22 protein-coding genes are annotated in these 21,544 nt (G+C 65.2%); 11 read left to right on the top strand and 11 right to left on the bottom strand.

Annotated features, from left to right (window positions below; translation table 11 throughout):
• Positions 1–171: 171 nt before the first annotated feature.
• Positions 172–774 (top strand): glutathione S-transferase N-terminal domain-containing protein, encoded by a 603-nt coding sequence (locus J0H39_05865; protein ID MBN9496259.1) that lies wholly within the window; start codon positions 172–174, stop codon positions 772–774.
• Positions 775–787: 13 nt separating this feature from the next.
• Entirely contained in the window at positions 788–1,741 is a 954-nt protein-coding gene (locus J0H39_05870) for an aldo/keto reductase (GenBank protein MBN9496260.1), read from the top strand.
• Here the strand turns inward: J0H39_05870 and J0H39_05875 are convergent.
• Entirely contained in the window at positions 1,716–2,672 is a 957-nt protein-coding gene (locus tag J0H39_05875; GenBank protein MBN9496261.1) for a LysR family transcriptional regulator, read from the bottom strand. The genes J0H39_05870 and J0H39_05875 overlap by 26 nt on opposite strands.
• Positions 2,673–2,929: 257 nt before the next feature.
• Here J0H39_05875 and J0H39_05880 point away from each other — a divergent pair, with 257 nt between their 5' ends.
• From J0H39_05880 to J0H39_05890, 3 genes are read left to right on the top strand one after another with little or no spacing between them, the layout of a single operon-like run.
• Positions 2,930–3,370 (top strand): hypothetical protein, encoded by a 441-nt coding sequence (locus J0H39_05880; GenBank protein MBN9496262.1) that lies wholly within the window; start codon positions 2,930–2,932, stop codon positions 3,368–3,370.
• The gene (locus J0H39_05885) at positions 3,370–3,834 is read left to right on the top strand and encodes a MaoC family dehydratase (protein MBN9496263.1); all 465 of its coding nucleotides are present in this window, start codon (positions 3,370–3,372) and stop codon (positions 3,832–3,834) included. The genes J0H39_05880 and J0H39_05885 overlap by 1 nt, the downstream gene beginning before the upstream one ends.
• A gap of 24 nt (positions 3,835–3,858) precedes the next feature.
• The gene (locus J0H39_05890) at positions 3,859–5,091 is read left to right on the top strand and encodes a CoA transferase (protein MBN9496264.1); all 1,233 of its coding nucleotides are present in this window, start codon (positions 3,859–3,861) and stop codon (positions 5,089–5,091) included.
• A gap of 9 nt (positions 5,092–5,100) precedes the next feature.
• Here the strand turns inward: J0H39_05890 and J0H39_05895 are convergent, their stop codons facing one another.
• Genes J0H39_05895 through J0H39_05935 form a run of 9 tightly spaced genes read right to left on the bottom strand, consistent with a single transcriptional unit; the run spans position 5,101 to position 13,696 of the window.
• Entirely contained in the window at positions 5,101–6,525 is a 1,425-nt protein-coding gene (locus tag J0H39_05895; GenBank protein MBN9496265.1) for an amidohydrolase family protein, read from the bottom strand.
• A complete protein-coding gene (locus tag J0H39_05900; protein ID MBN9496266.1) occupies positions 6,522–7,427 on the bottom strand; it encodes a LysR family transcriptional regulator in 906 nt (301 codons plus the stop codon). Before J0H39_05900 ends, J0H39_05895 begins: the two co-directional genes overlap by 4 nt.
• Before the next feature lie 9 nt (positions 7,428–7,436).
• A complete protein-coding gene (locus tag J0H39_05905) occupies positions 7,437–7,763 on the bottom strand; it encodes a ferredoxin family protein (protein ID MBN9496267.1) in 327 nt (108 codons plus the stop codon).
• A complete protein-coding gene (locus J0H39_05910; protein ID MBN9496268.1) occupies positions 7,763–8,539 on the bottom strand; it encodes an enoyl-CoA hydratase/isomerase family protein in 777 nt (258 codons plus the stop codon). Before J0H39_05910 ends, J0H39_05905 begins: the two co-directional genes overlap by 1 nt.
• Positions 8,539–9,633, bottom strand: a complete 1,095-nt coding sequence (locus J0H39_05915) for a CoA transferase (GenBank protein MBN9496269.1) — start codon at positions 9,631–9,633, stop codon at positions 8,539–8,541. Before J0H39_05915 ends, J0H39_05910 begins: the two co-directional genes overlap by 1 nt.
• 56 nt (positions 9,634–9,689) lie before the next feature.
• Positions 9,690–11,039, bottom strand: coding sequence for an FAD-dependent oxidoreductase (locus J0H39_05920; GenBank protein MBN9496270.1), 1,350 nt, complete (start codon positions 11,037–11,039; stop codon positions 9,690–9,692).
• Positions 11,040–11,051: 12 nt separating this feature from the next.
• Positions 11,052–11,879 carry an ABC transporter permease gene (locus tag J0H39_05925; protein MBN9496271.1) on the bottom strand — a complete coding sequence of 276 codons (828 nt, stop codon included), beginning with the start codon at positions 11,877–11,879 and terminating at the stop codon, positions 11,052–11,054.
• 1 nt (position 11,880) lies between these two features.
• A complete protein-coding gene (locus J0H39_05930) occupies positions 11,881–12,660 on the bottom strand; it encodes an ABC transporter ATP-binding protein (GenBank protein ID MBN9496272.1) in 780 nt (259 codons plus the stop codon).
• 1 nt (position 12,661) lies between these two features.
• The gene (locus J0H39_05935) at positions 12,662–13,696 is read right to left on the bottom strand and encodes an ABC transporter substrate-binding protein (GenBank protein ID MBN9496273.1); all 1,035 of its coding nucleotides are present in this window, start codon (positions 13,694–13,696) and stop codon (positions 12,662–12,664) included.
• Positions 13,697–13,991: 295 nt separating this feature from the next.
• On the opposite strand from J0H39_05935, the gene J0H39_05940 reads away from it, so the two are divergent.
• The 6 genes from J0H39_05940 (at position 13,992) to J0H39_05965 (ending at position 20,894) form a co-directional block, all read left to right on the top strand.
• A complete protein-coding gene (locus J0H39_05940) occupies positions 13,992–15,359 on the top strand; it encodes an FAD-binding oxidoreductase (protein MBN9496274.1) in 1,368 nt (455 codons plus the stop codon).
• A gap of 108 nt (positions 15,360–15,467) precedes the next feature.
• A complete protein-coding gene (locus J0H39_05945; protein ID MBN9496275.1) occupies positions 15,468–16,526 on the top strand; it encodes an ABC transporter substrate-binding protein in 1,059 nt (352 codons plus the stop codon).
• Positions 16,523–17,356 (top strand): ABC transporter permease, encoded by an 834-nt coding sequence (locus tag J0H39_05950; protein MBN9496276.1) that lies wholly within the window; start codon positions 16,523–16,525, stop codon positions 17,354–17,356. The genes J0H39_05945 and J0H39_05950 overlap by 4 nt, the downstream gene beginning before the upstream one ends.
• 19 nt (positions 17,357–17,375) lie before the next feature.
• The gene (locus J0H39_05955) at positions 17,376–18,131 is read left to right on the top strand and encodes an ABC transporter ATP-binding protein (GenBank protein MBN9496277.1); all 756 of its coding nucleotides are present in this window, start codon (positions 17,376–17,378) and stop codon (positions 18,129–18,131) included.
• Positions 18,131–19,267 (top strand): mandelate racemase/muconate lactonizing enzyme family protein, encoded by a 1,137-nt coding sequence (locus J0H39_05960; protein MBN9496278.1) that lies wholly within the window; start codon positions 18,131–18,133, stop codon positions 19,265–19,267. Before J0H39_05955 ends, J0H39_05960 begins: the two co-directional genes overlap by 1 nt.
• 52 nt (positions 19,268–19,319) lie before the next feature.
• Positions 19,320–20,894: a PAS domain-containing protein gene (locus tag J0H39_05965; protein MBN9496279.1), complete on the top strand. Its 1,575-nt coding sequence runs from the start codon at positions 19,320–19,322 to the stop codon at positions 20,892–20,894.
• On the opposite strand, the gene J0H39_05970 is transcribed toward J0H39_05965, so the two are convergent.
• Positions 20,861–21,532: a response regulator transcription factor gene (locus tag J0H39_05970; protein ID MBN9496280.1), complete on the bottom strand. Its 672-nt coding sequence runs from the start codon at positions 21,530–21,532 to the stop codon at positions 20,861–20,863. The genes J0H39_05965 and J0H39_05970 overlap by 34 nt on opposite strands.
• Between the last annotated feature and the right edge of the window lie 12 nt (positions 21,533–21,544).

The raw sequence follows: 21,544 nt of genomic DNA on the forward strand, positions 1-21,544 counted from the left end.
GGTAGCGGACGCAAGTGCGAAGAAAACGCGCCGGGAGCGGGGGAGGGTTGCACGGACCGGAAAGCTGCTTATTCGCCGCCGGGGTGGCTTCCCGGCCCGCCGCCCGGTAGTGATCTCTCCGGCGGCGGGAGTACGGTGTCGCGCCGCCACGTCAGGGAGGAATCGGACGGGATGCGCCTTTTCGGAAACGCCATGTCGCCCTATGGCCGCAAGGTCCATGTGGTGATTCACGAGCACGGCTTGGCCGACAAGGTCGCGCTGGTCGACGTCAATCCGCGTCAGAAACCCGAAGCGGTGATCCCCGTTAGCGCATTGGGGAAAATCCCCATTTTGGTGCTCGACGACGGCACGGCGATCAAGGACAGCCCGGTCATCGCCGAATATCTTGACGCAGAATTCGGCGGCGCCAAGCTGTTGGCGCGCAGCGGCCTCGCGCGCTGGAAAGCTCTGACCCGGATCGCCGATTGCGACGGAATCATCGAAGCGTCGATCCTGGTGCGCAACGAGCGTTTGCGTCCGGCGGCCCAGCAATCGGCCGATTTCATCGCCTGGAACCTCGACAAGGTGAAGCGGACGATGGCGGAGCTGGAATCCCAGGCCGCCGGTCTCGACAAAAACTTCGACCTCGGCACGATCGCGGTCGCCTGCGTGCTCGGTTATGTGCCGCGCCGCCTGCCGGAGTTCGAAGGTCTTGCGACGTCCCATCCGGGCCTGAGCGCGTTGCGCCAGCGCCTGCTGCAGCGCCCGTCCATCGCCGCCACCGAACCCGCCTGAGGATCACGCTTCCATGAATCTACGAAATCTCGGGGCTTCGGGCCTGCGCGTCTCCGCCGTCGGCTTGGGCTGCAACAATTTCGGCGGGCGAATCGGCCTCGACGCGACGCGCGCGGTGATCGATCGCGCGATCGAACGCGGCATCACTTTGTTCGATACGGCCGACGGTTACGGCAATCGCGGCGGCTCGGAAACGCTGATGGGCGAAGTGCTGGGTGCACGCCGAAACGCGATCGTGCTGGCCACCAAATTCGGCTGGCCGATGGACGATGTCGGCGTGTTGAAAGGCGGCTCGCGCCGCTATGTGATGTCGGCGGTCGAAGCGAGTTTACGCCGTCTCAAGACCGATTGGATCGATCTCTACCAATTCCACGTCACCGATAAGCTGACGCCGATCGAGGAAACCTTACGCGCGCTCGAAGATCTCGTCCGCCAGGGCAAGGTGCGTTACGTCGGCTGGTCGAACACGACCGGCTGGCGCTTGGTCGATGCGGCGTGGACGGCCAAGAACGCCGGCGTGTCGGAATTCATTTCGGTGCAGGCGGAATACAGCCTGCTCGATCGCCGCGTGGAAAGCGATCTCATCCCCGCCGCGCAAAGCAAGGGCGTCGGCTTGCTGCCTTTCTATCCGCTCGCTGGCGGTTTGCTGTCGGGCAAGTATTCGCGCAAAGGCCCGATGCCCGAAGGCGCGCGGCTTTCCAGCACGCCCAAACTCGCCGAGCGCTACATGACCGGCGCCAATTGGGACGCGATCGAAAAGCTGGAGGCGTTCTGCAAGGCGCGCGGAAAAACGCTGCTCGATCTCGCTTTCGCGTGGCTGCTCGCCCAGCCGATCGTCGGCAGCGTCATCGCCGGGGCCACGAAGCCCGAACAGGTCGATGCCAACGCCGCCGCCGCCGCGTGGTCGCTCTCGGCGGCCGAGCTCGCCGAGATCGACAAGATCATCCCGCCGCCGCCAGTTCCATAACCGGTTCGGCGCGCCGTGCGGGCTCGCCCAGCCGTTCCTTGAAATGGGCGGCGATATAGTCGACGAAGACGCGCACTTTGCTGGGGATCTGCGTCGCGTGCTGGAACACGGCGTAGATTCCGTTGTCGAATTCGATATGGCTCGCCTGATAGCCGGGCAAAACGCTGACCAGCCGCCCGGCGGCGATGTCGTCCTTCACCGCCCAATCGGGCATGACCGAAACGCCCACGCCCGCCAGCGTGGCGCTGAGCAAAGCCGGGCCGTTATCGGATTGCAGCGTGCCCGCGACCGGCACTTCCAGCAGCTTGCCGGCCTTGTCGATGAAGCGCCACACCGGCCGGCCCAGATTGATCCGGTAGGTCAAGCAGTTGTGGTTCGTCAGGTCGAGCGGCTTTTCGAGCGGCGGGCAGTTCTTCAAGTAAGACGGTGCCGCGCACACGATGCGATGCGCGCTCGCTAGCTTGCGCGCCACCAGCGACGAATCCTCCAACTTGCCGATGCGGATATCGACATCGACATTCTGCGCGATCAAATCGATCGCGTAGTTCGACAGCGTCAGATCGACGCTGATCTCGGGGAAGCGGCGCATGAATTCGGGGAGTGCCGGGGCGATATATTGATTGCCGACCAGCATGCGCGAATGGACGCGCAGCGTGCCGCGCGGATTGGCCTGCAATCGCGCGACGCTGTCGTTGGCTTCTTGGATTTGATGCAGGATCTGATCGATCCGGCCGTAATAGAACTCGCCCGCTTCGGTGAGGTTGAGCTTACGGCTGGTGCGGTTCAGCAGCCTTCCGCCGACATCCTCCTCCAGCGAATGGATGATGCGCGAAACGGTCGCGGGCGACACGCCGCAACGCCGTGCGGCGGCGGAAAGACTGCCCAATTGGACGACGTTCACGAACAACTCGGCGGCGCGCAGCCATTCCATCGCTTCCTCCTGATCTTTTCCTCTGTTGCAACGAAGGCTAGCGATCCGGCCACGAAGCGGCAAGGGATTGAAATACCGAATCGTCCGCGTTCCGCGCCGCGGCGCCGTTGGCGGCGTTCCGGAAACGCGTTGAACTCGAAAGCCTTACGGATCGTTTGCGGGCGGTGAAAAGTTCCTAATCGCCGGTTACGGCTTATCCCGAAGGCCCCGTCTTGTTATTTCGCGATTGAGGCAACACGAACGGGAGGGGATGCGTTTTGGCGATCGGCGGTTATGTCTGCGACTTGGAAGTCGGCGATCGGATCGGTCCGGTCGAGTACACGATGAGCGCGTTCGTCGTGCGCGAATATTCCCACGCCAACGAGCTGCATCACGATTTCCTGCAAGGCATCGACGATCCGCTGGCGCCGCCCACGCTGATCCATCTCGACAAGCTGCGCCTCTATCGCCACGGCTGCCCGAAGGGCACGGGGCCGAGTGCGCGCATCCATTACGAATACGACGCAACGGTCCATGGTGAAGTGCGCGTGGGCGACAAGCTCAGCGTTTCGGGCGTGGTCAGCGAACGCTACGAGCGGCGCGGGCGCGAATACGTGGTGATGGAGATGGAATTGCGCCGCGCGACGGATAACGCGCTGCTGATCGCCTATCGCGACACGTCGATCCTGGCCTACGCGCAGAAATCGGAGAAGAAGTGATGAGCGGCGCTTCCATCGTCGACCTCAAGATCGGCGCCGAATTGCGCTCCGCCCCGCGGCCGATGACGCGCGAGCGCATGCGCCGCTACGTCGACGCGCAGCCGACCGTCGCGATCGACGACGGCCGCATCCATACCCAGCCGCCGACGATCCACGACGACGACGCCTATGCGAAGAAGCAGGGCCTGCCCGGCATCATCGCCGACGGCATGGTGTCGACGAACTGGATCCAAGGTTTGCTGTTCGACGTGTTCGGCCGCGCGCTCGCCCGCAAGGGCCGCCTGCGCACGAAATACATCGCGCCGATCTACGAGGATCAGATCGTCATCTGCGTCGCCAAGGTCACGGCCAAGGCGCGCAACGAGGCGGGCGAGACGGCCTATCAGTTCGACGTGTGGTGCGAAGACGATACAGGCAAAAAGCTGACCGTCGGCGAAGCGCTCGTCTACGCGCCGGCAGCGTGAAGCGACAATATCGGGGTGAATGACGTGGTCGGCGCACTCGACGGTATCAAGGTTCTGGATTTCTCGCGGGTCTTCGCAGGCCCTGCGGCGGCGCAGATTTTCGGCGATTTGGGCGCCGACGTGATCAAGATCGAAACGCCGATCGGCGGCGACGAAGCCCGCCATCTGGGTTTGACCGAAGGCACCGATCCGCGTTTGGGCGTGAGCGCGTCGTTTCTGGCGCTGAATCGCAACAAGCGCAGCATCGCGCTGGATCTGCAAACGCCTGCGGGCCGCGACGTGGCGTGCCGTCTGATCGAGAAGTCGGACGTGCTGCTCCATAATTTCCGCCCCGGCGCCATGACGAAATGGCGCATGGATTATCCGGCGATGAGTGCCCGCAATCCGCGCCTGGTTTATGGCGAGTTCTTCGCCTATGGCCCGACCGGTCCGTTGCGCGATTTCGGCGCCAACGATTTGGCCCTGCAGGCGCATAGCGGGTTGATGAGTCTGACGGGCGAACCCGACCGTCCGCCGGTGCGCGTGGGCAGCGCCATCATCGATCTGCACGGCTCGCTCGCGATGGTCAGCGCCGTGCTGGCGGCGCTGCTCAGCCGCGAACGCACCGGCAAGGGGCAGCGCGTCGAAGCCTCGCTGCTGCTCAGCTCCGCGCATCTGGTCAATTATTTTTATTCCGAATATTGGATCGACGGCGTCGTGCGCAAGGCGATGGGCACGGCGAATCATCTGAGCGTGCCCAATCAGGTTTTCCCGACCGCCGACGGCAATGTCGTTATCATCGCGCCGAGCGACGCGATGTGGGATCGCTGCGCACGCGCCCTCGATGCGGGCCTGCTCGACCGGCCCGAATACAAAACCGTGCGCGATCGCCAGACGCGCCGCGCCGAAGTGATCGAGGCGATCTCCTCCGTCACGCGGCGTTTGCCGAGCCACGAGATCGTCGCGCGCCTGGGCGCCGTAAAGGTCAACGTCGCCAAGCTCAATAATATCGGCGAAGCGGCCGAGCACGAGCAGCTTCAAGCCGCGGGCGGCGTGGCGTCGTTCGAGTTCGGCGGCGAGACCGTGAAGGCGGTGTCGAGCCCGTTCCGCCTCGAAGGCACGCCCACGCAGGTCTACCGTGCGCCCCCGCAACTCGACGAACATCGTGACGAAGTGCTCGCCGATTTCGGCTATGGCGGCGACGAGATCGCGAAGCTCGCGGCCAACGGCGCTTTCGGCGCGCCGGCGCCCGCGCGCAAGACCGGGACGAAAGCCTAGGCGGCGGTACTACACATCTAACAACGCGCGCAGTTGCGGGTCGAAAACGCGATGCGCTTCGCGCGCGATGGCAAGCTCGGCCGCGCAGCGTTCGCGGAATTCGGCGGCCGCGTCGATGAGATCGCGGCGTATCGCCGCTTCGTCGAAGGCCAGAACCTTGCCGTCGCGATAGACCCAAGCACCGCCGACCATCGTGGCGCGCACCGACGCGGGCCCGCAATGGCGGACCAGCGTTTCGACGCATGGTGGTTCGGTCGAGGTGGTGCCGGACATGTCGACCAGGACGAGATCGGCGATGCGACCCGTTTCGATCTTGCCGATCTCGCCGCCAAGCCCCATCGCGGCGGCACCGCCTGTCGTTGCCATCGCGAAAGCGGTTTCCGCGTCGAGCCACGATTCCCAGTCGGTGCCCACACGGCCGATCATCGTTGCCAAGCGCATCAATTCGAACGGGTCGGCGGAGCCGCCGGTATTGGCGGAATCGCTGCCGAGCGCCATTCGCACGCCGCGCTGGCGCAGATCGGACGCGGGCAGAATGCCGGAGGCGAGCATCAGATTGCTGGCGGGATTATGGACGACCGTGACGCCGCGCGCGGCCAACAGATCGCGTTCCTTGGGCGTGAGCCACACGCCATGCGCGACGGCCAAGCGATCGTCGAGAAGCCCACGTCGATCCATCTCGACGACGATGCCGTCGGGCCAGTGCCGCGCGCAGGCGATCGCTTGCGCGCGGGTTTCCAGCAAATGCGTATGGCTGCCGAAGCCGTGCCGCTCGCGCAATCGCGCCCAGAGATCGAGCAGGCCGGGCGAGCAGCGCTGCGGCGCGTTGGGGCCGAGCAACACGCGCACGCGGCCGGCGCCATTCGCGGCGGCAAGCTGCGCGAAAACATCGACGACCAGATCGGCTTGCGGAAATCCGAGTCCTTCGACGCCCGCGCGCAAGGCGGCGGGTAGTTCGAAGCCGAGCAAATCGTGGTCGTGCGTGTCGTGGAAAAACGGCGCGAAAGCCACGCGCATGCCGCTTTCGACATGCGCCGCGAAGGAGGCGGGGCCGCGCCGTACCGGCGGCGAATGGTCGATCACGCCGGTCACGCCATGGCGCAGCATTTCCGCGGCACCCGTCAGGATCGCGAGGCGCAGCAGTTTCTCGTCGATATTGCGGCCATAGGCGACGGTGTAAAGTGCCCACAGCTCCAGCGGCAGCGCGTTCTGCGTGCCGCGCAACGCGTTCGCATAGGAATGGTGATGCGCGTTGACGAAGCCGGGAATGAGCGCGAGGCCGTTCGCATCCGTCGCCGTTGCGGCGCGAGCCTTCAGCGCTTGCGCGTCGCCGCCAAAGCCGATCGCGGCGATGCGGCCCTTCTCGATCAAAACGGCGCCGCGCCGGAACGCGGCGTCGATCAGGATATCGGCATTGGCGATGCACAGGCTCATGGCGTGCTTTCCAGGCGCTTGAGCTCGTCGATCAAACGCTCGGCCAGCGATTGCGCGACCGAGGGCAGTTTGCGCGCTTCGGGCACGATCAGGCCGAGCTTCAGCGTGTTGATGCGGCGCGACGCGAAGGGCCGCCACGCCAGCTCGCCATCGGCGATCTCGCGCAGGAAGCCGAAGCGCGTGAAAAAGGCGATGCCCCAGCCTTCGCGGATCACGTGTTTGAACACGGGGATCGCGTTGGAGATCAGCGTGGGTTCCAAACCGTCGCGGAACGCCGCGAAATTCGGATCGATGTCGGCACTTTTCGGCAGCGGGCCTTGCTGGCCCAGGAAGGGGAAGCCGCGCGCCTCGTCGAAGCGCACCGCGCGTTTGCGGGCGAGCGGATGCCCCGCGGCCATGATCACGCCGATGGGGGCCGCGAAGGACGCGACGAATTTTGTGCCCGCCGGCGGGTCGGAGACGAAGGTGAGGCCGAGATCGGCGCGGCCGGCCGCGACGTCGCCCGGGATGCGCGCGGGCTCGACCGCCAGCATGGTGAAATTGACCGCCGGGAAATCGGCGCGGAAACGGCCCAGCGCCTGGGGCAGGAATTCGACCAGCAACGAGTCGACGGCGGCGATGGTCACATGGCCGGTCTTCACGCCGCTGAGGTCGTCGATCTCCGCGCGCACGCGGTCGAAATCGGCGAGCGTGCCGGAAACATGCTGGAGCAGGATTTCGCCCGCGCGGTTCAAGCGCATGCGACCGGGCAATCGGTCGAAGACCGGCACGCCCAGTTCGGCTTCGAGCTTCAAAAGCTGGCGGTCAACGGCGCTGGGCGCCACATGCAACGCGCTTGCGGCGCGGCGGATCGAGCCGTGGCGCGCGATTTCGCGGAAATATCGAAGGACGGCCGCATGCATCGCGCGATGTTAGCGGCGCGGCCACGCCGCGACCAGCGGATGATCGCGCTCGGTCGTGTGTTTGGCGTCGGCGCCGCCGGGCGAGCCCCAGCCGGTGACTTCCGCGCCGAAGAACTCGGCGTTTACGGCCAGGAACGGCTTCTCGGCCTCCGGCAGCGCGTCGTCGGCATGGATCGCGTCGGCGGGACACACGGTCTCGCACAGCCCGCAATCGATGCATTCGGTCGGGTGGATATAGAGCGTGCGCCCGCCTTCGTAGATGCAATCGACCGGACAGACCTTCAAACAGGCCTTGTCCTTCACGTCGATGCAGGGCGAGGCGATGACGAAGGGCATCAGCGGCCTTTCCAGACCGGTTTGCGCTTTTCGCGGAAGGCGGCGACACCTTCTTCGCTATCCTGGGAGGTCAACGCCTCGACGACGGCGGGTAGACGCAGCGCCTGCGCCTCGACGGCCGTGAGATGCGCAGCCCGCCGCACGGTTTGCTTGATCGCGCGCACGGACAACGGCGCGCAAACCAGAATTTCGGCGATCCAGCGTTCGACGGCCGCGTCGAGTTCCGCGCGCGGCACAACCTCGTTGACGATACCCATGCTCAAGGCTTCGGCCGCTTGAATGCGCCGCCCCGTGAGCAATACGCCCATCGCTTGGCGGAACGGGATTTGGCGTTGCAGCAGCGTCATGCCGCCGTCGAGCGGCAAGCGCCCGACGCGCGCTTCGGGCAGGCCGAAACTCGCTTCCGCCGCCGCAACCACGATATCGCAGCCGAGCACCATCTCGAATCCGCCGCCCAGCGCATGGCCGTTGACCCGCGCGATGACCGGCACGTCCAAAGTTTGACGCAATGCGATGCCGCCGAAACCGCCGGGCCGTTCCTGCGCCCAATATTCCAGGCCCGATTTGCCGGAATTGCCTTTCATGTCGGCGCCGGCGCTGAAGGCGCGATCGCCCGCACCCGTCAGCACGACGCAGCGCACGTTCCGGTCCGCTTCGATGCGCGCCCAGATCGCCTGCAACTCGGCCTCGGCGGCCGCGTCGATGGCGTTGAGGACTTCCGGCCGGTCGATCGTGACGCGCGCGACGTGATCGGCGAGGTCGAAGCGGATCGGCATCAGACCGCTTCCGCCTTGAGCGAGGCGAGAACTTCGTCGGTATGCTCGCCCAAGCCCGGCGGCACGATACGGATCGTCACCGGCGCATCGGAGAGATGCACGGGCGAACCGACGACGCGCATCTTCTCGGTCGGACCTTGCGCCTCCAGCACCATGCCGTTGATCGCCGTTTGCTCGTCGGCGAGCGCCGTCGCCAAGGTGCGCACCGGCGCGCAGAGCAGATCCTGTTCTTCCAACCGCTCCAACAAGCGTGCGGTCGTATAGCTCGCGAAGCGCTTGCGGAAGATGTCGTGCAAGGCCGCCTTATTGGCGACGCGCAATTCGTGGGTGGCGAAGCGCGGATCGTCGGCGAGGGCCGGAATTTCGAGCGCGTTGGCGATGTCGCGCAGCGGATCGGCCTTGAACGCGCCGACCAGCACCACGGCGCCGTCGGTCGTGGGGAACACGCCCGAGAGCGGCATCGCGCCCCAATTCACTTCGCGCCCGCGCATCATATGCGCCGTCGCTTCCTGCATCTGGGCGGCGATCATCGAATCGAGCAGCGAGACCGAGACGAGCTGGCCGCGCCCGGTGCGCGCGCGCTGCAGCAGCGCCAGCAGCACGCCTTGGACCATATGCATACCGGCCGAATAATCGGCGAAGGTCGTCGGGTAGATCGACAGCGGCAGCGATTCATCGGAGCGGCGCATCATTGTGCCGCTCATCGCCTGGGCCAGAACGTCCTGGCCGCCTTTATGCGCATAAGGGCCGGTCAGGCCGTAGCCCGTGCCCACCGCGTAGATCAAACGCGGATTGCGCTTGGCGAGGTCTTCATAGCCGAAGCCCATGCGTTCCATCACGCCCGCACGGAAGTTGTTGGCGACGACGTCGGCGCCGTCGATCAGGCGCAGCACGACCTCGCGCATTTCGGGCTTGCGCAAATCGAGCGCGATTGAACGCTTGTTGCGGTTGAGCGAGCAGAAGACCGGGCCTTGCAGGCCGGCGGGATCGTTGGGGAAGGCCGTGCGCGACAGATCGCCCGCACCCGGGCGTTCGATCTTGATCACGTCGGCACCGTAATCGCCCAGCATCTGCGTGGCACACGGGCCCATCATCACCTGGGTGAAGTCGATGACGCGAATGCCGTCGAGCGGCAGGGGGGACTTCGGGCTCAAGACTGGACCTCCAACATACGGGCGTTGGCCGACGGCTTGTCGCCGGGGTCGCCGCCTTGCGCGCGCACGGCGCGGCAGATTTCGGCGGGCGAGACATCGCGCAACGCGACACCGCGATCGAGCGACAAGGTCGCGGCGACGCCGGCTGCTTGGCCCATCGACATGCAAGGCGGGATTTCACGCGACAGCTTCTGCGCGGCCTCGGTCGCCGAATAATGGCGGCCGGCGACGATCAATCCGTCGACGCCCTTGGGCAGCATGGAACGATAGGGCGTGTAGTAGTCGCGCCCGCGCGCGACCGTGTCGGCGAAGTGGACGCGATCCATCACGTCTTCCTTCGTCACGACATATTCGCCGTCGAGCAGACGCGTGGTGCGCACGCCGAGCTGCGGGGCGACGTCGACGACGAAGCAATTGGCGAAGCCGGGCATATTGGCGCGCACGAAATCGACCAGCGCGTAGATGCGATTGCGGCCTTCGAAATCGGCGCGGGTTTGGTCGACGACCGACAGCGCGTCGAAGCCCGGCATATGCGGGCAATTGCACCAGACGATGCCGGGCAGCGGCGTTTTCAGCCACCAATAATCCCAGCTGCCGCCCATCACGCGCTTGGCTTGGCGGTCGATCTTGGCGAAGGCTTCGGGCTCCTCGTATTGGAAGCGCTCGGCCTCGACCGTGTCGACGCCGCCCAGGCGGAACACGGTCGTGACGATGTAATTGCCCTTGGTGAAGGGCGCACCCGCCGACGCCGCGACGTCCAGATCGCCGGTCGCATCGACGATCACGTCGCCCAGAATCGCCTCGCGGCCAGATTTGGTTTCGCAGACCACGCCCTTGGCGCGGCCGTCCTCGACGATCGCGCGCGAAAACCAGGAATGCAGGCGCACGTCGATCTTGGCCTCGGCGACCATTTCGTTGGACGCGCGCTTCCAGCCGTCGGGATCGAAGGCGGCGGCGAAGACGATCGGCTGTGGCTTCGATTGCGCGCGGAAATCCTGGGCGCCCCAGCGCGACCATTTGCGCCACGCTTCCCAGCTCGCCACGCGGTCTTCCTCGGGCGGATAGATCGCGTGGCCGCGCTTGGCCATGCGGTCGATCATTTCCATGCAGGTGCCGGTGACGGTGATTTCCTGGCCGTTGGTCATGTCGTCGAGGACGAGGACCATGCCGCCGGCCGCGAGACCGCCGAGATAGGAGTAGCGTTCGAGCAGGACGGTCTTCGCGCCCATACGCGCGGCGGACACGGCGGCCGAGAAACCGGCCGGGCCGCCGCCGACGACGACGACGTCGGCGCGCGCCGCGACGGGCACGCTGCCGCCGGATTCGGCGATGCGTTCGGTGGACATGGGCAACCTCCCTTAACCGACGACCGGCGCTTGCCAGCGCACGACCATTCTTTCGAGCAGCGAAATCGCGAAGAAGAACAGAACCGAGAAGCACGACCCGACGACGACGGTCGCGTAAAGCAACGCCGTGTCGAAATTATAGGTCGCTTGGATGATCAGCGCGCCGATGCCCACGGTCGACCCGATCCATTCGCCGACGATGGCGCCGATCACGGCGGTCGACGCGGCGATTTTGAGGGCCGAGAAAAGATAGGGCAGCGAGTTCTGGACGCGCAGTTTGAAGAAGATCTCGCGCGGGCTGGCCGACAGCACGCGCATCAACTCCATCGCTTGCGGGTTCACGGATTCGAGGCCGCGCACCATGTTGACCAGCGTGGGGAAGAAGCAGATCAGCGCGGCGATGGCGATCTTGGGTTCCATGCCGTTGCCCAGCAACAGCACCAGGATCGGCGCCTTGGCGACGACGGGCACGGTGTTGATCAGCACGACGACGGGGAAGAACGCTTCTTCGGCCGATTTTTTGTGGACGAACACCGTGGCGATGGCGATGGCCGCGAGATTGCCGAGCGCGAAACCCGCCAGCGCTTCCATCGCGGTGACGGCGAGGTTGCGCATCAGCATGTCGAATTTGGCGACCAGCGTGGCGATCACCGCTTGCGGCGAGGGCGCCACGAAGGGCGGCACTTGCAGCACTTCGACCAGGAAGGCCCAGCTCAGCAGGAACGCGGCGACACCGGCAAGCGGCAGCAAACGGCGGCGCCATTTCTTGCGCTGCTGTGCGGCGCGGAAGGCCGCTTCGGCGGCGGCGACGCCGGCATTGGGGATCGTGCCGTCGGCCATGTCAGCAGCTCCCCAACAACGCGCGCAGATGGGCGGCGATGCGTACGAAAGCTTCGCTGTCGCGCATCGCGAGATTGCGGTCGGCGGGCAGGTCGATATCGACCATTTCGCGCACGCGGCCGGGATTGGCGGCGAGGACCAGGACCTTCTGGCCCAGGAACGCGGCTTCGTAGATCGAATGGGTCACGAACAGGATCGTCGTCTTGGTCTCCTGCCAAATACGCAGGAGTTCTTCGTTCAAACGGTCGCGCGTGATCTCGTCGAGCGCGCCGAACGGTTCGTCCATCAGCAGGATTTGGGGCGAGCCCAGCAAGGCGCGCGCGATCGACACGCGCTGGCGCATGCCGCCCGAAAGTTCGTGCGGAAACGCGTTCTCCCAGCCTTCGAGGCCGACGAGACGCAGCAATTCGCGCGGGGTTGGTGACGAGCCGCGTTTGATGCCGCCGCCGACTTCCAGCGGCAGTTCGACATTCTGAATCGCCGTGCGCCAGGGCAGCAACGCCGCATCCTGGAACACGAAGCCGAGCTTGCGCTCGCGCCGGGCGGCTTCCGGGCTGCCGCCGAGCACGTCGCACGCCCCTTCCGATGCGTTGACGAGATCGGCGACGACCCGCAGCAGCGTGGATTTGCCGCAACCCGACGGCCCGAGCAGCGACAGGAAGGCGCCCTTCGGGATCTCGAACGAGACGTTTTCGAGCGCCGTTACCGTGCGCCGCTCGGTCACGAAGCGGACCGAGAGCGCACGGCAAGCGACGGCGGGCGCGATCGTCTGGGCGTTCACGTCAGCCCAGACGCGGACGCGCGTTGCCGGTGGCGTTCAGCACGTCGAGGGTCATCACCTCGTCGAGGGCGGGCACGCGCTTGGAGAACTGACCGAGCTGGGCGTAGAGGTCGATCTGTTCCTTCCACACCTGCGGGTCCATCGCCCCCCAGCCATTGACCTTGGTGTTGTCGCTGAACGCGTATTTCAGCATCACCTCGGCCGCTTCGATTTCGTCGGCGCGGTTGAGGTTCGGGAATTCCTTCACCAGGAAATCGACCGCCTTTTCGCGGTTGGCGTAGGCGTATTCCCAGCCCTTGCCGGTGGCGCGCACGAAACGCGCGAGCGCGTCGGCATTGGTCTGCAACGTCTTGGTCGTCGCGTAATAGGGCAGGGCGTAAAGGCGCACGCCCGTATCCCACAAACGCAGATCGACGCGCTCGCTGCCCAGCACCTTCAGCGCGGTGGTGTTGGTCAGCCACCCGGTGACGACGTCGACCTGGCCCGTCAGCAGCGGCGCCATGTCGGCGCCGATCGTGACGATCTGCACCGCGCTCTCGGGAATGTTGTTCTTGGCGAGCAAAGCGCGCAGCAGAATGACGCCGGTCGCCTGGATGCCGACCTTCTTGCCGACCATGTCGGCGGGCTTCTCGACAGGCTTCTTCTTCAGCGAGAAGAAGCAATAGGGGTGCTGCTGCGCGCCGACCGCGAAGCACTTGATCGGCAGATCCTGCGACGCCGCGAGCATCAGCGAGGGGCTGGACGAAACCTGGCCGACTTCGAAGCGGCCGGAGGCGACGACGGCCACGCCGTCGATATTCGGGCCGCCCGCCTGGAAGCGCATGTCGATGCCTTCCGCGTCGTAGAAGCCCATATGCTTGGCCGCGACTTCGCCGAGCTGGTTGCCCGACAGCAGCCAGCCGAGCTGGAGATTGACGACCGCTTTCGATTGGGCGCCGGCTTCGACCGAGACGAGGCCGCTGCCCGCCGCCAAAGCCGCACCGCCCATCGCCAGCGCGCTGCGCCGCGTCATCCGCATTCCGCCGCTATTCGACATTTTCGGTGCCTCCGTTGTTGGATTTGATCCTTGGGTCCCTGCGGCCTTTCCGCCACCCTTTTGAGCGGTCGGAATGCAGCAACTATTGCGCCAATTTGGTGTTCACCAAAGATCATAAAAAACGACGGGTCGTTGCCGAAATGGCAACATGCCCGCGCACGCCAGATGCCGCTTTTGGCACCGCGCGGCGTTTCGCGGCCTCCGCCAAACGTTTAGGCCGGATCGGCGTTCGGGCGGATAGGCGCCGTCGGCGCGATTCCTTAACGTCGAGCGCTCACGACAAAGGGCGGATTCGATGGATGGATTGGCGCAAGCGCTCGACGGAATCGCGATCGGCGACGATCCCGCCCTGCTTCGGCAGAAGAGCCGTGACTATTTTTGGTACAGCCCGATTCTGCGCGAGAAGCTGGATCACGCCCGCGCCGATCTGCTCGTAACCCCGCGCGACGAAGCGGAAGTGATCCGCATCCTCGCCGAATGCCATCGCCGGCGCGTGCCCGTCACCGTGCGCGGGGCGGGGACGGGCAATTACGGCCAGGCGATGCCGCTCAAAGGCGGCGTTGTGCTCGACATGACCGCGATGGCCAAAATCATATCGATGTCCCCGGGCCGCGTGCGCGCGCAAGCCGGGGTCCGCTTGCTCGATCTCGACCGCGCTTGCAAACGCGAGATCGGGCATGAGCTGCGGCTGTTCCCGTCGACCGTACGCACCTCCACCTTGGGCGGCTATATCGGCGGCGGGTCGACCGGCATCGGCGCCGTCGCGTGGGGCAATCTCGCGGATCCCGGCAATATCCTGGCGTTGCGCGTCGTGACGATGGAAGCAACCCCGCGCGTGATCGAACTTCGCGGCAAGGCTATCCAAAGCGTCAATCACGCTTACGGCACCAACGGCGTCATCACAGAACTCGAGATTCCGCTGGCGCCCGCCATGGCGTGGCAGGATGTGCTGATCGGCTTTTCCGATTTCATGGCCGCCGTGCGTTTCGGCAAGGCCTTCGCCGACCAGCCGGGCATCGACAAGCGCCTTTGCACCGTGATCGCCGCACCGATCCCGCAACAATGCTTCGGGTCGCTGGGCGCGATGCTGCCCGACGGCCATCATGCCGTGCTGGCGATGGTGGCGGAAAACGGGCTCGACGCGTTGCGCGATCTGGCCGATGCCGAAGGCGGAACGGTGCATGTGCTGGGCGAATCGCCGGCCGATGGCACGCGCAAGCCGATCTACGAATATTCGTGGAATCACACCACGCTGCACGCGCTGAAGAAGGACAAAAGCTTCACCTACCTTCAGGTTCTGTATGGCGGGCCCGATTACCTCGCCAAGATCGAGCGCAGCTGGCGCGAATTCGGCGACGAAACCCCGATGCATCTGGAATTCGTCAAAGTCGACGGGCAGATGGCCTGTTTCGGGCTGCAGCTCGTCCGCTTTACGACGCCCGAACGCCTGCAAGCGATCATGGATGCGCTGGAAGCGGCGGATTGCCCGGTTTTCGATCCGCACGCCTTCACGATCGAGGAAGGCGGCATGAAAAAAGTCGATTCGGGCCAGCTCGACTTCAAACGCCACGCCGATCCCCAAGGCCTGCTCAATCCCGGTAAAATGCTGGGCTGGGAGCGGCCGGATTGGCGGCCCGGCGCGGCGCTTAAACCGGTGGCCTAAGGGGCCGTTTTTCCTGCCTGCAAGCGGTGCCGACACCCTATTGTAGGCGCGCAATTTGCACATCCAAGGGCGTATTCCCCCTTGGATCAAAATCAAAAGGAGTGAGGCATGGCGCGGGTTCTGGGTTCCGTCGTCGCGGTCGCGGCGCTGATGACGATGTCGGTCATGGCGTCGGCGCAAACCGCCGTCACCATCGCGCATGGCAGCAACCAGGTCGAGATCACGCATCCCGGCCTTTATCTGCCGCGCACGCTGGGCTGGGCGAAGGAAGAAGGGCTGGACGTCACCGTCCAGACCACGGCCGGTTCGCAGCAGGCGTTGCAGTTGCTGGCGGCGGGTCGCGCGGACTTCATCACGGTGAATCCGGAAACGATCATCAACGCGCGCGACCAGGGCGTGAAGGCGAAGATCGTCTATTCGATGGTCACGAAATATTCGGCGCAGATCGCTTCGCTCGCCGACGGCCCGGTCAAGACCGTCGCGGACATGAAAGGCACGCAAGTCGGCGTGTTCTCATTGCAAAGCGGCGGCGTGCCGTTCCTGAAGGCCGTGCTGCGCGAAGCCGGTTTGAACCCCGACACCGACGTCAAAATGGTGCCGACGGGTGCTGGCGCACCCGGCCTTCAGGCGCTGAACTCGGGCACGGTCTCGGCGATCGCGCTGTGGGCGGGCGCGTTCGCCGTCTACGAAAACCAGGGCGCCAAGCTGCGCATCTTCACCTCGAGCCGCCTGTCGGCGGCACCCGGCTATATTCTGGCGACGAGCGAGGAAGTGCTCGCGACCAAGCCCGATCTCGTCGCCAAGATGGGCCGCGTCTTCGCCAAGGCGGGCGTGTTCGCGATGGCCAATCCCAACGCGGCGGTCGAAGCCTATTGGGTCGCCTACCCGCAGGCCAAGCCGATGCCGATGTCCGACAAGGCCTTCGCCGACGCCAAGCACGTGCTGGAAGTCGGCGTGCGCGACATGGCGGTCGCCGATCGCCCCGACAAGCGCTGGGGCTGGACCAACCCGCAAGGCATCGAAGTGTTGCAGGCCTATCTGGTCGAAAACGGCGCACGCCAAACCGTGCTGCCGGGCGGCGAGATTTTCGCCAATGATCACGTCGCGGCCTACAACCAGTTCGATGCCGCCGCGGTGCAGAACCAGGCCAAGGCCTATAAGCCGTGACGGCAAAGCGGAAGAAGCGAAATTGGAACGCCGATAGTTTCGGCGACGAGCGCTGGACCCGGAAGGACGTCGTCCTTTCCGGGGCCATGCTCGTGTTGTTTCTGTTGCTGTGGGAAGTCGGCGTCAAACTTCTGAAAGTGCCCGAGCTGATCGTGCCGGCGCCCAGCTCCGTGTTCGAAGCGTTGCGCCTGTCGCTGGTGTCCGGCTTTCTGCTGCCGCATATCGGCGTGACGCTGTTCGAAGTCGTCGCCGGCTATGCGATCGGCGCCGTCGCCGCCTTGGCGCTGGGTTGCGCCGTGGCGCAATTCCGCATCATCGATCGCGTGATCTATCCCTATATCGTTTGCTTCCAGGCCGTCCCCAAAGTGGCGCTCGCGCCGCTGCTGGTCATCTGGTTCGGCTTCGGCTTGTCGTCGAAAGTGCTGATGACGGCGATCATCTCGTTCTTCCCGATCCTGGTGAACACCGTCGTCGGCGTGAAGACGGTGGAGCGCGAGCGCATCGAATTGATGATCGCGCTTAATGCCACGCGCTGGCAGACTTTCATGCAAGTGCGCCTGCCATCGGCGCTGCCCTTCATCTTCGCGGGCCTCGAAATCGGCGCGGTGATGGCGGTGATCGGCGCGGTGGTGGGCGAATTCGTCGGCGCCGACGGCGGGCTTGGCTACATGCTGCTCGTCTATCAAGCCGACCTCAAAAACGCCTTCGTGTTCGCGATTTTGATCATTCTCGCCGCCATGGGCATGATCTTGCACGCATTGATCGTGGCGGCGCATCGCCATTTCGTTTTCTGGACGCGGACCGGCGACGACCGGCCGACGGGAGTCTGACGTGTCGGCCAACAACGCGATTTCGATCCAGAATCTCGGCAAGGCCTATGCGGGCGCCGCCGGGCCGATCCGCGCGCTCAACGACATCAGCTTCGACATCGCCCCCGGCGAATTCCTGTCGGTCGTCGGCCCGTCGGGCTGCGGCAAAAGCACGATGCTGAAAATCCTTGCCGGCATCACGCACAAGACCGAAGGCGATATTTCCATCGACGGCGAGGATCACGACGGCCCGTCCGACAAGGTCGGTATCGTGTTCCAATCGCCCGTGTTGCTGCCGTGGCGCACGATCCTCGACAACGTATTGCTGCCGGTGGACGTCGCGGGCAAACGCGGCGACGCCGATCGCGACGCGGCGATGAAGCTGCTCGATCTGGTCGGGCTGAAGGGTTTCGAGGCGCGCTATCCGTTCGAATTGTCGGGCGGCATGCAGCAACGCGTGGCGATCTGCCGCGCGCTGATCCGCGACCCCGCCATCCTGCTGATGGACGAGCCCTTCGGCGCGCTGGACGCGCTGACGCGCGAGCATATGAATGTCGAGTTGCAGCGCATCTGGATGGAGCGGCGCAAGACCGTGCTACTGATCACGCATTCGATCCCCGAAGCGGTGTTCCTCTCGGATCGCGTGTTGATCATGACCGAACGGCCGGGCCGCATCGACGAGATCGTCGAGATTGACCTGCCGCGCCCGCGCCGCATGGATGTGGTGGCGGACGAGAAATTCGCGGTCTACGCTCACCATATCCGCTCGCGCTTCGCGAGCAAGGCGATGTTCTGATGTCCAAGATCCGCGAAATTCGTCTGCTCGGCCATCAATTCGACGTGCCCAAGGGCGGCGCCTACGGCACCGCGCGCGGGCTCGTCGCGCGGCGCAATTGCTCGCTGGTCGAAGTGACGCTGGAAGACGGCGCCGTCGGCTACGGCGAAATCGGCGGGCCGGTGCGCCAGTTGGCGCAACAGATGGCGCTGGTGAAGCCGTTCTTCGTCGGCAAAAGCGCTTTCGATTTCGAGATCGTCGCCGCGCAGACGGCGCAGAAACTCTACCATTTCGGCATTCAGGGATTGCTCACGCCCTGCATGACCGGCATCAGTATCGCCAGCCTGGACGCGCTGGGCAAGCTGCTCAAGCAGCCCGTCTATAATTTGCTCGGCGGCAAATCGGTCGATCGCGTTAAATGCTACGCGACCACGGCCTATTTCAGCGAAGGCGGGATGAAGGATTATGCCCGCCAGCTCGAAATCGCCGCCGAACGCTTCCCGGCGGTCAAGATCAAGCTGGGGGCCGGGCCCAAGGACGATCTGGCGCGGGTCGAACTCGCGCGGCGCATCCTGGGGCCGGACGCGCTGCTGATGGTCGATGCGAACTGCAACTACACGGTCGATACGGCGCTGCTCAGCATGCGCGCGATCGAGAAGCACGACATCTATTGGTACGAGGAGCCGCTGCCCACGACCGACGAGCGCGGCTATGGCGAGTTGCGCGCCCGCGCCCCCATGCCCATCGCGACGGGCGAGGCGCTCTACACCGCCCACGACTTCAAGCGGCTGCTCGATGTGCGCGGCGTGGATATCCTTCAGCCGTCGATGATCGTCGGCGGCGGGTTGGGCCAAGCCAAAGCGATCGCGACATTGGCGCAGTACAATAATCTGCGCATTTCCCCCAGCGTATGGGGCGGCAGCGTGGCGCTGGCGGCGGCGTTGCATTACACGGCGAGCCTGCCCGAATGGCCGCATACCGATCACGCCGCGTTTCCGGTGTTGATCGAATACGATTTGGGCGCCTCGGCCTTCCGCGAAGGTTTCACCTCGCTGGTGCATCCCGACAAGCAGGGCGAAATGCCCGTCCCCACGGGGCCGGGCTTGGGCATCGAAATCGACCTCAAGACCATCGCGGCTTACGCGGTCGATATCTAAGCCTGTCGCCTTGCGCGCGCCGATGTTAGAGCTTGCGGCCGGAGGCGGGAACGTGAAAGCGCCCTGGGACAGCGATTCCGAAATCGGCCGTTCGCTGCTCGCGCTGATCGCGCGCGAGACGAATGACGGAATCTGGGCGACCGATATCCGCACCAACGCCGCGTATTACTCGCCCAAATGGTTTGAAATGCTGGGCTACGCGCAAGACGAATTGGCGCCGGTCTACGCGTCGTTCTTCGATCGCGTCCATCCCGACGAAAAGGATCTGGTCGACAAAGCCTATAGCGACTATCGGCGCGGCAAGACGCCGATCTATCGCTTGAAGCTGCGCATGCGCCACAAGGACGGATCGTGGCGCAATACGCTGACGCGCGGCGTGCTGACGCGCGGGCCCGACGGCGAGCCGTTGCAGATCGTCGGCATGATGACCGATCTGGACGAGCAATCGCAGGAAGCGCGCCGGTTGGAAGGCTTGGTGCGCCAGCGCACCGACGAACTCGCCCGCGCGCTGGAACGCGCCGAATTCACCGCCGCCGCCGCGATCCGCTTCCTCGCGACCGCCAGCCACGATCTGCGCCAGCCCTTGCAGGCGACGGCGCTGCTGCTGGGCGCGCTGCCGCGCGAGCAACGCTCGGCGCGCGAATTCGACGTGCTCGGCGCCATCGACGGCGCGCTCAGCGTCAGTCTCGAATTGCTCGACGCGTTGCTCGAATTCGGGCGGCTGGATGCGGGCGCCACCAAACCGTCGATCGGGCCCGTCGATATCGGCGCGTTGATCGCGCAGGCTTGCGGCGCTTTCGCGGCGGAAGCGCAAAGCAAGCGCGTGCGCTTGCGCTGGGTCAACACGCGCCTGCGCGTGCGCAGCGACCGCAACATGCTGGGCCGTATCCTGCGCAATCTTCTGTCCAACGCGGTCAAGTATGCGCCGGGCGGGCGCGTTCTGGTCGGCTGCCGGCGCTTGGGCGACAAGGCGATCGTCGAAGTGTGGGACACCGGCCCCGGCATCGACGCGGCCGAGCACGAGCGCATCTTCTGGGAATTCTATCGCGTGCCCGCCGCCCCCGGCGCCAAGACCGCGACGGGGCTGGGGCTTGGCCTGTCGATCGCGCAGCGTCTTGCCGCCGTGCTCGATCATCGCTTGGCCGTGCGCTCCTGGCCGGGCGAAGGCAGCGTGTTCTCGATCCAAATGCCGATCGTCGAGGGCGAAGCCGTTCCGGCGGCGGAGATCGAGGCGCCGCGCAACGATGCGCCGTCGCGTTTGATCGGCAAGCTGGTCGCGGTCATCGAAAACGACGCGACCGTTTCGGCCGCGTTGACGCGGCTGCTCGAAAGCTGGGGCGCCGAAGCGATCGCGGCCGAGGACGACGATGCGCTGCTCGCCAAGCTCGGCGGGCGCTGCCCCGATCTGTTGATTCTCGATCGGCATCTATCCGGCGGCAAAGACGGGTTTCAGGCCGCCGAGCGTTTGGAGCGCGAATTCGGCCGCGATCTGCCGGGCATCATGCTGACCGGCGACTACGATTTGAAGGGGCTCGCCGAACTCAATCGGCGCAAGCGGCGGATTTTGCAAAAGCCGGCGATGCCCGCCGTGCTTTACGCCTTGCTGGTCGCCGAGCTCGGCGCGTAGTCGCGCGCGTCGAAGCCCTGATTGCGCAATTCCAGCAACAGGCGCACGCGATTGTTGACGCCGAATTGACGCATGATGGCGCTGAGATGCGCCTTGATCGTGCCGGGGCTCAAACCCAGCTTGCGCCCGATTTCCTTGTTCGAACTGCCGGTGACGACGAGCATCAGCACTTCGCGCTGGCGCGCGGTCAGATGCGGCAGCTTCTTGGCGTTGCCGGCCGTTTCGTTGGCGGCGACCAATTCGCGCGGCACGTAGACGCCGCCGACCATCATCAACTCGGCGACTTCCAGCAGCTTGGTGGCCGAGGCGGATTTGCTGAGATAGCCCGACGCCCCGGCTTCCAGCGCCTGATAAACGTCTTCGCTTTCCTCCGACGCCGACAGGGCCAGGATCGGGGTGGCCGCGTAACGCTGGCGCAGATTGCGCAAGCCCACGAAGCCGTCGCAATCGGGCATGCGCAGATCGGCGATGATGAGGTCGGGGGCCGCACCCGCCGCTTGGCCATCCACCGCGTCGGCGAAGCAGGCCGCCTCCAGGATCGTCGCCTCGGGCGCGTGTTTCAGCAGCACGGCGCGCAAACCCTGCCGGAACACGGCATGGTCGTCGGCGATCAAATAAGTGGCGGTTCCGGCGGGCATGGGGGTTCCCTC

The organism is Alphaproteobacteria bacterium, from assembly GCA_017308135.1.
GTDB lineage: Bacteria > Pseudomonadota > Alphaproteobacteria > CACIAM-22H2 > CACIAM-22H2 > Tagaea.

Excerpts from the sequence above, each read along its gene's own strand:
- J0H39_05875 (MBN9496261.1), bottom strand. The coding sequence starts at position 2,672 with ATGGAATGGCTGCGCGCCGCCGAGTTGTTCGTGAACGTCGTCCAATTG.
- J0H39_05870 (MBN9496260.1), top strand. The coding sequence starts at position 788 with ATGAATCTACGAAATCTCGGGGCTTCGGGCCTGCGCGTCTCCGCCGTC.
- J0H39_05900 (MBN9496266.1), bottom strand. The coding sequence starts at position 7,427 with ATGCATGCGGCCGTCCTTCGATATTTCCGCGAAATCGCGCGCCACGGC.
- J0H39_05960 (MBN9496278.1), top strand. The coding sequence starts at position 18,131 with ATGTCCAAGATCCGCGAAATTCGTCTGCTCGGCCATCAATTCGACGTG.
- J0H39_05895 (MBN9496265.1), bottom strand. The coding sequence starts at position 6,525 with ATGAGCCTGTGCATCGCCAATGCCGATATCCTGATCGACGCCGCGTTC.
- J0H39_05970 (MBN9496280.1), bottom strand. The coding sequence starts at position 21,532 with ATGCCCGCCGGAACCGCCACTTATTTGATCGCCGACGACCATGCCGTG.
- J0H39_05910 (MBN9496268.1), bottom strand. The coding sequence starts at position 8,539 with ATGCCGATCCGCTTCGACCTCGCCGATCACGTCGCGCGCGTCACGATC.
- J0H39_05905 (MBN9496267.1), bottom strand. The coding sequence starts at position 7,763 with ATGCCCTTCGTCATCGCCTCGCCCTGCATCGACGTGAAGGACAAGGCC.
- J0H39_05920 (MBN9496270.1), bottom strand. The coding sequence starts at position 11,039 with ATGTCCACCGAACGCATCGCCGAATCCGGCGGCAGCGTGCCCGTCGCG.
- J0H39_05915 (MBN9496269.1), bottom strand. The coding sequence starts at position 9,633 with ATGATGGGCCCGTGTGCCACGCAGATGCTGGGCGATTACGGTGCCGAC.
- J0H39_05945 (MBN9496275.1), top strand. The coding sequence starts at position 15,468 with ATGGCGCGGGTTCTGGGTTCCGTCGTCGCGGTCGCGGCGCTGATGACG.
- J0H39_05925 (MBN9496271.1), bottom strand. The coding sequence starts at position 11,879 with ATGGCCGACGGCACGATCCCCAATGCCGGCGTCGCCGCCGCCGAAGCG.
- J0H39_05865 (MBN9496259.1), top strand. The coding sequence starts at position 172 with ATGCGCCTTTTCGGAAACGCCATGTCGCCCTATGGCCGCAAGGTCCAT.
- J0H39_05935 (MBN9496273.1), bottom strand. The coding sequence starts at position 13,696 with ATGTCGAATAGCGGCGGAATGCGGATGACGCGGCGCAGCGCGCTGGCG.
- J0H39_05885 (MBN9496263.1), top strand. The coding sequence starts at position 3,370 with ATGAGCGGCGCTTCCATCGTCGACCTCAAGATCGGCGCCGAATTGCGC.
- J0H39_05940 (MBN9496274.1), top strand. The coding sequence starts at position 13,992 with ATGGATGGATTGGCGCAAGCGCTCGACGGAATCGCGATCGGCGACGAT.